Annotated in this window: 9 protein-coding genes; 7 read left to right on the top strand and 2 right to left on the bottom strand. The window is 60.6% G+C overall.

From position 1 onward, the window contains the following. Window positions 1-26 precede the first annotated feature (26 nt). The 7 genes from ACN0SY_RS14490 (at window position 27) to fdhF (ending at window position 9,245) form a co-directional block, all read left to right on the top strand. Window positions 27-1,163 (top strand): divergent polysaccharide deacetylase family protein, encoded by a 1,137-nt coding sequence (locus ACN0SY_RS14490; RefSeq protein ID WP_417688279.1) that lies wholly within the window; start codon window positions 27-29, stop codon window positions 1,161-1,163. 10 nt (window positions 1,164-1,173) lie between these two features. Beyond that, the gene (locus ACN0SY_RS14485) at window positions 1,174-1,707 is read left to right on the top strand and encodes an RNA pyrophosphohydrolase (RefSeq protein WP_417688277.1); all 534 of its coding nucleotides are present in this window, start codon (window positions 1,174-1,176) and stop codon (window positions 1,705-1,707) included. 74 nt (window positions 1,708-1,781) lie between these two features. Continuing rightward, a complete protein-coding gene (locus ACN0SY_RS14480; RefSeq protein ID WP_417688275.1) occupies window positions 1,782-2,552 on the top strand; it encodes an SDR family NAD(P)-dependent oxidoreductase in 771 nt (256 codons plus the stop codon). A 19-nt stretch (window positions 2,553-2,571) separates the two neighbouring features. Further along, window positions 2,572-3,777, top strand: a complete 1,206-nt coding sequence (locus tag ACN0SY_RS14475; protein ID WP_417688273.1) for an acyl-CoA dehydrogenase family protein — start codon at window positions 2,572-2,574, stop codon at window positions 3,775-3,777. Window positions 3,778-3,798: 21 nt separating this feature from the next. After that, the gene (locus tag ACN0SY_RS14470; RefSeq protein WP_417688271.1) at window positions 3,799-4,719 is read left to right on the top strand and encodes a LysR family transcriptional regulator; all 921 of its coding nucleotides are present in this window, start codon (window positions 3,799-3,801) and stop codon (window positions 4,717-4,719) included. Window positions 4,720-4,803: 84 nt separating this feature from the next. After that, window positions 4,804-6,480, top strand: coding sequence for an NAD(P)H-dependent oxidoreductase subunit E (locus ACN0SY_RS14465; protein WP_417688269.1), 1,677 nt, complete (start codon window positions 4,804-4,806; stop codon window positions 6,478-6,480). Then, the gene (fdhF, locus tag ACN0SY_RS14460; protein ID WP_417688267.1) at window positions 6,477-9,245 is read left to right on the top strand and encodes a formate dehydrogenase subunit alpha; all 2,769 of its coding nucleotides are present in this window, start codon (window positions 6,477-6,479) and stop codon (window positions 9,243-9,245) included. Before ACN0SY_RS14465 ends, fdhF begins: the two co-directional genes overlap by 4 nt. Before the next feature lie 30 nt (window positions 9,246-9,275). On the opposite strand, the gene queG is transcribed toward fdhF, so the two are convergent. Continuing rightward, window positions 9,276-10,421 carry a tRNA epoxyqueuosine(34) reductase QueG gene (gene queG / locus ACN0SY_RS14455; RefSeq protein ID WP_417688730.1) on the bottom strand — a complete coding sequence of 382 codons (1,146 nt, stop codon included), beginning with the start codon at window positions 10,419-10,421 and terminating at the stop codon, window positions 9,276-9,278. Beyond that, the gene (locus tag ACN0SY_RS14450; RefSeq protein ID WP_417688265.1) at window positions 10,418-11,110 is read right to left on the bottom strand and encodes a glutathione S-transferase family protein; all 693 of its coding nucleotides are present in this window, start codon (window positions 11,108-11,110) and stop codon (window positions 10,418-10,420) included. Before ACN0SY_RS14450 ends, queG begins: the two co-directional genes overlap by 4 nt. Window positions 11,111-11,285: the final 175 nt, after the last annotated feature.

Genomic DNA, 11,285 nt, shown 5'->3' with positions numbered 1-11,285 from the left:
CCACTTCCTGAAGCTTTACGGTCGCGATGGCGAGTGAAGATCTTACAGCTCCATTAGGGTTGGGCAGGCGGAGAATTCTCCGCCTGCCCTTCGGCCTGATTGGCGCCGGTATCCTGACCGTCGTTGCGACGACGGCAGTGATCTGGATGGCGGTAGTTGACGAGCCGTTCGGTGGTGAGCCGGTCGCGGTCGTACCGCTCGAAAACACAGTCGAAGGACTTGCCAGCCGCGATATCGAGGTGGTCGAGATACGACCCGCCCTTGACGGCGATCTGGGACCGAACCTGAGACCCGACGCACGCGCATCAAGCCTTGGGCCACGCTATGAGCTCCAATCCAAGAGCGGAAATGGTGACGCTTCAACGCGTGATCTTATCAATCCGGATCCGCGGGTAAGTGAACGTAGCGATTACGGCTTCCTGCCCCGGATAAGCTCCGACGGGGTCCGCCCGCTCGATGCATATGCACGCCCATTCTCGACAGAATTCGCGTCGATTCCGAAAATTGCCGTGATCATATCCGGGCTTGGCCTGAGCGAGGCGGGAACGCAGAACGCAATCGACAATCTGCCTGCCGACGTTACCTTCGCCATGGCGCCCTACGGATCCAATCTCGACCGGTGGATGCAACGCGCACGCTCCAAGGGTCACGAGCTTCTGCTCCAGATGCCTCTCGAACCCTTCGATTTTCCAGACAATGATCCAGGTCCGCACACGTTGCTTGTCAGCTTGCGCCCCGGAGAGATGCTCGATCGGTTGGGATGGCTCCTTACCCGCGTGACCAACTACGTCGGCGTCGTCAACGAAATGGGCGCGCGCTACACTTCGACCCAGCCGTCGATGCAGTATCTGCTCGAGAAGCTGAACGAGCGCGGGCTGATGTTCGTGGATGACGGAACGTCTTCACGTAGCCTCTCCGCTGAAGTGGCAGCGCAGGTCAAGTCGCCGTTCAGCAGCGTGGACGTCGTGCTGGATGCGGTCCCGCGGGAGGACGAGATCAACGCCAAGCTGCTCCAGCTTGAGGGGGTTGCCCGGGCAAGAGGGGTGGCTGTCGCAGCTGGCTCTGCCCTGCCGGTCACCGTTCGACAGCTGGAGGTCTGGGCCCGGGACCTTGAAGAGCGTGGTCTCCTGCTCGTTCCAGTCAGCGCAACAATCGACAGATAAGGGGGGCTTCGTGCCAGCCAAGAGTATTGCCCCGGACTTTCCGGCGCCGGGTGAAGGACTGCCGTATCGCCCGTGTGTCGGCATAATGGTGGTCAACCGGGATGGACTGGTCTGGATCGGCAAGCGCGACGACGGCAACGGTGCTGCGGATTACGAGTATGTCTGGCAAATGCCCCAGGGCGGTATCGATCCTGGCGAGAATATACACGCGGCCGCATTGCGCGAACTCTACGAGGAAACATCCATTGCCTCGGTTTCGATGATCGGTGAGACCGCCGGATGGTTGACGTACGACTATCCGCCCGAGGTGGTCGCCGCTTCACGGCGCGCCCAGAAATACCGGGGTCAGGCTCAAAAATGGATTGTCGTCCGGTTCGAGGGTGACGAAAGCGAAATCAACATCCTGACGCCTCCAGACGGTCACAAGCCAGAGTTTTCCGAATGGAAGTGGGAGCGGGCCGAGCGTCTGCCGGCACTGATCGTACCCTTCAAGCGAGGAGTATACGAGCAGGTGCTGGCCGAATTTGGTGATTTGACGGCTTGACTTGAAGCTTCAGGTGCTTTGCCCTGTACGCCTGTTTCCGGACAGCAAACAAGCCGGATCGGACGGGAGGACAGATGACATTTGGAGCTGATCTGGCAGGCAAACGTATCCTGATTACGGGTGCCTCCAGCGGACTTGGTGCGCATTTCGCCGCGCTTTGCGCGTCTCAGGGCGCTCGCGTTGCGATCGCTGCCCGGCGCCTTGAACGCCTGGAGTCAATGGTACCGGATCTCATGAAATTGGGAGCGGCAGACGTCCGCACGATCGAACTCGACGTCAGCGATGGTGCCGCGATCCACGCCTGCCGTGCCGAGGCGGTAGAGGCCTTCGGAGGCCTCGATGTGCTTGTCAACAATGCCGGTATTGCACGTGAGGGAGCCGCGCTGGATCAACGGGCCGAAGACTTCGATGCGGTGATGGACGTCAACCTTCGGGGCGTCTGGCTGATGGCGATTTCCTGCGGCCGCCATTGGCGCGACACCGGCGAGCCCGGCAACATTATCAACATTGCATCCATCCTCGGTGAGCGTGTCAGTGCCGGAGTTGCGTCCTATGCCGTCTCCAAGGCCGCGGTCGTCCAGATGACGAAGGCGCTGGCCCTTGAACTCTCCCGCCACAAGATCAGAGTAAATGCCCTTGCTCCGGGATATGTGGAGACAGACATCAACCGCGGCTTCTTCGAAACCGAGCCGGGCCGGAAGATGATTTCCCGCATCCCGATGCGCAGGCTTGGCGAGCTCAGCGACCTGGATGGGCCCTTCACGCTTCTGGCCAGCGATGCCTCCAGCTACATGACCGGTGCCATCATCCCCGTGGATGGCGGGCATCTCGTCTCGTCGCTCTAACCGTTCCGGAGTTCCGCATATGGATTTTACCATCAGCCCGAGGGCCGAAGAGCTGAGGCAGAAGGTACGCGCTTTTGTCGATCGTGAGATTATCCCTCTTGAGAGCGACAGAAGCAATTTCAACGAATTCGAGAACCTGAAGCTCACCCTGCGCGACGCCTTGAGGGAAAAGTCGAAGGCGTCCGGCCTTTGGGCTCCCCAAATGCCGTCCGAACGCGGTGGGCTGCAGCTACCGATGGTGGAACAGGCCGTCTTCTACGAGGAAGCCAACCGTTCCATTTTCGGCCCCGCCATTTTCAACTGCGCGGCCCCTGACGACGGCAACATGCGATGTTTGGAGATGGTGGCGCGCGACGATCAGAAAACGCGTTGGCTGCAGCCGATTGTTGACGGGACAGTCAACTCGTCCTTCGCGATGACAGAACCGCATCCGGGCGGTGGCTCAGATCCGGGAATGATCCAGACACGCGCAGAGCGCCACGGCTCAAAATGGAAGGTCTACGGCCACAAGTGGTTCATCTCGGGCGCCGCCATTGCCAAGCATTTCATCCTGATGGCGCGAACCGACCCGAACCCTGAAGAAAAGAGGCGGCATCTGACTGCCTTCCTGTTCCACGCCGATCAACCCGGCTGGAGGATTGTCAGGCGCATCGACAACATGGGACCGGACGAGCATGGCGGCGTCTGCGAGATCGAATTCGACGGTCTGGAAATCGACGATGCTGATCGCCTGATGGAGGTGGGGGACGGTCTGCGCCTGACACAGATTCGGCTCGGGCCGGCCCGGCTCACCCACTGCATGCGTTGGCTCGGTCTTTCCAAGCGGTGCATGGAGATCACTCAGGACTATGTCTCAAGTCGCGAAGGTTTCGGCATCAAGCTCGGTGAGCGCGAGTCCGTCCAGACCGCGCTTGGAGAGCTGGCGCATGATATCCAGATCGGACGGTTGCTGGTGATGCATGCAGCCTGGAAGCTCGATCAGGGTGACCGTGCCCGCAAGGAAGTGTCCTCGGCCAAGATCCATGTCGCCGATACCTTGCACAAGGCGGCGGACACTGGGATCCAGCTCAACGGGGCGCGTGGCTATTCCAACGACACCGTGCTGGAGTGGATCTACCGCTACGCGCGGTGTGCGCGGCTCGTCGATGGTGCATCGGAAGTCCACAAGATGGTCCTGGCGCGGTTCTACGGCAAGGAAGGCACCGACTTTTGGCAATGGGGATAGGACAAAGAGCGAGATCAGCCGATGATGGACCGACTGCCGCCGTTTGATCTGGTCGACCTCCGACTGCTGGTGGCGCTCTCGGAGCATCGGCACTTCGCCCGGGCCGCAAATGCCTGCGGATTGTCTCAGCCAGCACTGTCGGCAAGAATCAGACGCCTTGAGAATGCGCTGGAAACGCCTCTGATTTTCCGGGGCAAACGTTTCGAGGGGTTTACTGCGGAAGGCGACAGAATGCTCTCCTGGGCACGCCGGATCCTGTCCGATTGCGGCGGTCTCGTTCAGGATGTTGCTCTCGAGAACGGGCCGGCAGGCAGCTTGCGCCTCGGCGTTATTCCGTCTGCCGCGCCGTTTGCGGGCCGTCTGTGTGGTGCACTTGCCCGCCGTTACCCTCAGCTTGCGTACCGGGTTCTGTCGCTATCCTCGACGGCTATTGAAGCCGGACTGGCTGATTTCTCGCTGGACGCCGGCATAACCTACCTTGAGCGGCAGCAGGGCCATGGCATCGAGGTCATCCCTGTCTACGAGGAGCAATACTCGCTGGTGGCAGCCCCCGATGTTGCATTGCCTGGTGCATCGCACTCACTGACATGGAAGGCTGCCGCAAGTCTTCCACTGTGCCTGCTGACGCCGGACATGCATAACCGCCGGATCATCGACGCAGCTTTCGAGCGTGCGGGAGAAAAGCCTGTGCCGCGGTTCGAGTCCAACAGCTTCAATGCAATTCTGGCCCTCGTCCGCCAAGGCGGTTTTGCGGCCATCATGCCGCGTATCCAGATCGAGGAGGGTCTTAGCGAGGGGCTGCTGGTGCGGGATCTCCAGGATCCCGATATCCGCGCCGGGCTCGGCCTGCTGCTTCCCGTCAGAGAGCCTGCGACGCCGGTCTCGCGAGCGCTGAAAGACTCCATCGCGAATATTTTGCAGAATTTTGATAATCTGGTGTGATCAATAGATCGTCATTGATGATTTGCCATTCCGGTACAGAGGGCGTTTCCTGAAAGAAAAATCGCCAGCCGGGAAGAAACGAAAATGACATTTGGCAAGGGGCTTTCACGAAAGCCGTCCCAGCCCAAGGGACGTCAGCTCGATGAGGACGCGCTTCAGGATGTGCGCGGCCTGCTTGGAGACGAACCGCGCAGGCGTGATCTGCTGATCGAACATCTGCACAAGATCCAGGATGCCTTCGGTGCCCTGCATGCCCGGCATCTGCATGCGCTCGCAGAGGAAATGCGGCTGTCTCAGGCTGAAGTGTTCGAGGTTGCGAGCTTCTACCATCACTTCGATATCGTCCGTGAAGGGGAGGCGGCACCCGCACCGCTGACGGTGAGGGTGTGTGACAGCGTAGCCTGCTCGATCAAGGGTGCCGATGCGTTGGCCGCGGTCCTTGAGACGGGGCTCGATCCCACGAAGGTAAGAATCCAGAAGGTGCCATGCATCGGCCGTTGCGCGGGTGCACCGGCCGTCCAGGTCGGCAAACGCGCGATTGAAAACGCCAACGAGCTTGCCGTTCATTCGGCCATCTTCGCATCCGAGAATGAGCCGGAAATCCCGGACTACATCGGCCTCAAGCGCTACCTGTGCGACGGAGGCTATCAGCTTCTTCAAAAAGTACGCGCGGGCTCCCTGACAGCCGGGGAGATCGCCGAAAAGGCACTCGAGGCCGGGTTGCGCGGGCTGGGTGGCGCAGGTTTCCCAACCGGGACGAAATGGAAGATCGTCCATGATCTTCCAGGGCCGAAATATCTGACCATCAACGGAGACGAGGGCGAGCCCGGGACATTCAAGGATCGTTTCCACCTTGAGCGCGACCCGCATCGCATGCTTGAGGGTGCGCTTATCGCGGCTCATGCCATAGAGGCGGAACGTGTCTACCTCTACATGCGCGACGAGTATCCGGCTGTGCTCGAGATTCTGCGCCGAGAACTGGACCTTCTTCGCGAAGCCGGAATCATAACGACCATCGACATCGAACTGCGCCGAGGCGCCGGGGCCTATATCTGCGGCGAAGAAAGCGCGATGATAGAGTCCATTGAAGGCAAGCGCGGCCTGCCGCGCCATCGACCACCCTATATCGCGCAGGTCGGCCTTTTCGGTCGTCCGACGCTCAACCACAACGTCGAAACGCTGTTCTGGATCCGCGACATTGTGGAAAAGGGACCTGAGTGGTTCGCTGCGCAAGGACGCCGGGGTCACAAGGGGTTCCGGTCATTCTCCGTGTCCGGCCGGGTACGGAATCCGGGCGTCAAGCAGGCGCCTGCCGGCATCACGATGAACGAACTCATCGACGAGTATTGCGGCGGCATGGAAGAGGGGCACAGCTTCAAGGCCTATCTTCCCGGGGGGGCTTCAGGAGGAATACTACCGGCATCTCTGGGCGATGAGCCACTCGATTTCGGCACCCTCGAGAAACACGGGTGCTTCATCGGCAGCCACGCCGTCGTCGTTTTCTCCGACAAGGACAACATGCGCGACGTCGCTCTCAATCTGATGCGCTTTTTCAAACACGAAAGCTGTGGCCAGTGTACGCCCTGCCGGTCGGGAACCGAGAAGATGGTTTCGCTGCTTGAGGACAAGACCTGGGACGAAGGCAAGATCGCGGACCTGCAGGAGGTGATGCGAACGGCATCCATTTGCGGCCTCGGTCAGGCCGCAAGCAATCCCGTTGCGTCGGTTCTAAAGTTCTTCGCCGGGGAGGGGCAAGCATGAGCAGCACCATCACCTTTACCCTCGACGGCCGCGAGGTTACGGCAGCTCAAGGCGAAAGCATCTGGGAGGTGGCAAAGCGTGAAGGCATCGCGATCCCCCATCTCTGCCACAAGGACGCGCCGGGCTACCGCTCGGACGGCAACTGCCGTGCCTGCATGGTCGATGTGGAGGGCGAGCGCACCCTGACAGCGTCCTGCGTCCGTGAACCGTCCAACGGCATGGTCGTGACCACATCCAGCGAACGGGCGCGCAAGGCGCGTGAGATGGTGTTCGAGCTTCTCGTCGCCGACCAGCCGCAGCGAGACCATCATCCTGATCCGGACAGCGACTTCTGGAAATGGTCGGATCGGGTCGGTGTCACCGATAGCCGCTACACGTCGTGTCCGAAACCGGAGCAGGATATCTCGCACCCTGCAATCGCGGTGAACCTTGAGGCTTGCATTGCCTGCAACCTTTGCGAACGGGCATGCCGGGAGGTTCAGGTCAACGACGTCATCGGGATGGGGTGGCGTGGATCGCATGCAGCACCCGTCTTCGACTTGTCGGATCCCATGGGGTTGTCTTCCTGCGTCGCCTGCGGCGAGTGTGTCTCTGCCTGCCCGACGGGGGCTTTGTTTGAGAAGAGCCTTCTCGATGAGACAGCGACCCGGCGTGAGGTCTTTGCCGAGGAGACTGTCGACAGCGTCTGCCCCTTCTGCGGCGTCGGCTGCCTGACCAAGGTTTCGGTGAAGGACGGCAAGATCGTCTCCGTCGATGGCCGCAATGGCCCGGCCAACGAAAACCGTCTTTGCGTGAAGGGCCGCTTCGGGTTCGATTATGTTTCCAGCCCCGAACGACTGACGAAACCGCTTATCCGCCGCGACGATGCTCCGAAGGATGCCCATCAGTCCCTCAGCCTTGACCGGATCCATGAGGTCTTCCGCGAGGCAACCTGGGAAGAGGCCCTGGACCGCGCTGCCGCCGGACTGAAAGCGTCGTTTGAGGCCAAGGGCAGCGCCGGGATCGCCGGGTTCGGCTCAGCCAAGGGCTCCAACGAGGAAGCCTACCTGTTCCAGAAGTTGATCCGTCAGGGCTTCGGCTCGAACAATGTCGATCACTGCACGCGGTTGTGTCATGCCTCCTCGGTCGCAGCGCTCATGGAGGGGATCGGGTCCGGAGCAGTAACGGCACCTTTCGCGGCCGCCCTCGAAGCCGACTGCGTCATCGTCATCGGGGCGCGACCGGAGCAGAACCATCCCGTTGCGGCCACCTATCTCAAACAAGCTGCGAAGAACGGCACCAAGCTCGTTGTCATGGACCCACGACATCAGGGACTGATGCGGCACGCGGATCACAGTCTGGTCTTCAAGCCCGGTTCGGACGTGGCGATGCTCAACGCCATCCTCAATGTCATCATCGCCGAGGAGCTCTATGACCGGCAGTATATCGCTGCCCATGTGGATGGCTTCGAGGCCTTGAAGGAGAAGATCGCCGCCTTCACGCCGGAAGCGATGGAAGAGGTCTGCGGCATCGATGCCCGGACGCTGAGAGAAGTCGCGCGCCTCTACGCAACGTCGGCCAAGTCGATCATCTTCTGGGGCATGGGCGTGTCCCAGCATGTTCACGGAACGGACAACGTCCGGTCGCTGATCGCCATGGCGCTCACGACCGGGCAGATCGGGCGGCCGGGCACAGGCCTGCACCCGCTTCGCGGCCAGAACAACGTGCAGGGCGCGTCTGACGCCGGTCTTATTCCGATGGTGTTCCCCGATTACCAGTCGGTCGAAAACCCGGATATTCGGGGCCGTTTCGAGGATGCCTGGGGCCGTTCCCTCGATCCCGATAGAGGCCTGACCGTCGTCGAGATCATGGATGACATTCTCGCAGGTGGCATCGAGGCGATGTACGTCATGGGCGAAAACCCCGCGATGTCGGACCCTGACCAGAACCACGCGCGCAAGGCTTTGGCAAGCCTCAAGCACCTGGTGGTTCAGGACATCTTCCTGACTGAAACGGCCTGGCATGCGGATGTCATCCTGCCTGCATCCGCGCATGCCGAAAAACTCGGAACCTACACGAACACGAACCGCCAGGTTCAGATCGGCCGTCCTTGCGTACCAATGCCAGGAGATGCGCGCGGGGATTGGGAACTGATCGTCGAACTTGCCAATCGGCTCGGTCTCAACTGGACCTACGGCGGTGTGCCCGAGGTCTATGAGGAGATGCGGTCGCACATGCCGTCGCTGGCACACATCTCGTGGGAGCGGCTGGAGCGCGACGGGACGGTTACCTATCCGGCCGACAGCGATGACACACCGGGCAACGAGATCCTGTTCGGTGAATCATTCCCAACCTCGGACGGGCGGGCGCGGATCGTGCCGACCGACCTCGTGCCGCCGGACGAAATGCCCGACGATGATTTCCCGCTGGTTCTCACCACAGGGCGGATGCTGGAGCATTGGCACACGGGTGCGATGACCCGCCGCGCCACGGTTCTCGATGCCATCGAGCCGGAGCCGGTGGTTTCCATGCACCCCAGGGATATTGCCAAGGCAGGTCTTCAGCTTGGTCAGAAGGTCAGGGTCGAGACGAGGCGAGGGGCCATCACCCTGACACTTCGGGCGGATCGGGACGTGTCGAACGGTATGCTGTTCATACCGTTCTGCTTCACGGAGGCACCGGCCAACTTCCTGACCAATCCGCAGCTTGATCCATTCGGCAAAATCCCGGAGTTCAAGTTCTGTGCGGCCCGCATTGCTCCGGCTATCGCCGAGGCAGCCGAATAGGCGCTTACGAATGAAGAGAGAATGGTCGTCTCACGGGTGAGGCGACCATTCCTCCAGGACGGTGACGTCCTGTTCACCCCGGGACCGGGTCAGTTTTTCCTGTTCAAACAAGTCCGCATCTGCGAGTTGCCGGAGTGCCCACACAGCGGCGCCACGTACGGTCGGGTCTTCGTCATCCAGATGTGGACGAACCTCGGAAAGCATGTTCCGCCGACCGGAGTTTCCAATTGCGATCAGAACATTGCGCAGGAAACGATTTCGGCCGATCCGTTTGATCGGCGACCCGGAGAAGCGCTTTCGGAAAGTCTGGTCGTCGAGCTTCGCCAGATCGGCAAGACGCGGCGCCTGCAGGTCATCGCGGGCGATGAGCTTTGCCTCGTTTGCCAAACGAGCAAACTTGTTCCACGGACAGGCCGCCAGACAGTCGTCACAGCCATAGATCCTGTTGCCAATGGCCTTCCGGAATTCTTGCGGAATGGGTCCTGCGTGCTCGATCGTCAGGTAGGAAATGCAGCGACGCGCATCGAGCTGATAGGGCGCAGGAAATGCATGTGTCGGACAGGCGTCAAGACAGGATCGGCATGAACCGCAGTGATCCCGCTCTGCTCCGGACGCCGGCAGGTCCAGCGTCGTAAAGATCGATCCGAGAAAGAACCAGGAGCCGAGTTCGCGCGAGACAAGATTTGTATGCTTGCCCTGCCAACCGAGACCGGCTGCAGCCGCGAGCGGTTTCTCCATCACGGGCGCCGTGTCGACAAAAACCTTCACGTCTCCACCGGCACGGGAAACGAGGAAACTCGCCAGTTCTTTCAGGCGGCCCTTGATGACGTCGTGATAGTCGCGGTTTCGAGCATATACGGAGATCCCCGCCGTTTGCGGATCTGATAAATGGGCGAGTGGATCGACATCCGGACCATAGTTCATGGCAAGCATGATCACGGACCGAACCTCGGGCCAAAGGACGGCGGGATCTGCACGCCTGTCTTCCGTCTCGGCCATCCAGCCCATGGAGGCGTGATATCCGGCTTCGAGAAACTGGCGGAGACGCTCGGGTGCCTGCGGTATGGAACTGGCGGGAGCGATACGCACGCCGTCGAAGCCCAACGCCGCAGCTTTGGTCTCGAGCCCGGATATCAATTTTCCGGTCGACGATTGATTTTTGACAGACGACGTCAGAAGTCCAGGTCCGCGTAGGTCGCCGATGGCGGCATCCCGAGGATCTTCTCGCCGAGGAGTGGCCGCATGCTCGGACGCGATTTCACCCGCGCGTACCAGCTCTTCACGTTGTCTTCCTCCGCCCATGACACTTCGCCCAAGTAATCGGCGCACGACAATTCGGCAGCCAGGGCAAAGTCGGCGAATGACAGTCGATCACCCGCAAGCCACCGGCGCGAGGCTACAAGATAGCCGAAATACTTCAAATGATGGTGGATATTGGCGCGGGCAACGCGCAGGGCCGCTGAATCGGGCTCTCCGCCACCTGCAGAGCGGGGCATGGTCTGCTTGTAGATCCGCTCACGTACCAGATGTCCCACAACCTCATTGTCGAACTTGACGAGAGACCATTCGACCAGGCGGCGGCACTCTGCCCGCGCGTCCGGATGATCGGGCATGAGGCGGCGGTCCGCCACGACATAGCCGCGTGTCTCATCGAGATACTCCATGATCGGCGTCGGTCCGCAGATGGCAGGCCCATCGTTTTCAACCAGCACCGGAACGGTACCAGCAGGGTTTCGCTGCAACAGCTCCTGTGGGCGCTCCCAGGGGTTGATCGTGCGTTCCTGATACTCCGCGCCATATTCGCGAAGGGCGAGGCGAACGAACCTGGAGGACGGAGAGAATGGATGATGATAGAGCGTGAGCATGAACGCTTGATGAGGCCTGACGTTACCGGTCGGAATACGGCAAATCTTGGTTGCGGTCCTTTATGAAGCCGAACCGGGTGTGCCGATAGCTGTCAATTATGACCTAAGGGTGGTTATCAAGGGTTTGACGCCGAAGTTCTGAATTAGGAATTTGGCAATGCTATTCGTTCAATCC

Source organism: Roseibium sp. (genome assembly GCF_048261595.1).
Taxonomy (GTDB): domain Bacteria; phylum Pseudomonadota; class Alphaproteobacteria; order Rhizobiales; family Stappiaceae; genus Roseibium.
The sequence above is the reverse complement of the archived record's forward strand: the minus strand, read 5'-3'. Positions and strand labels throughout refer to the sequence as shown.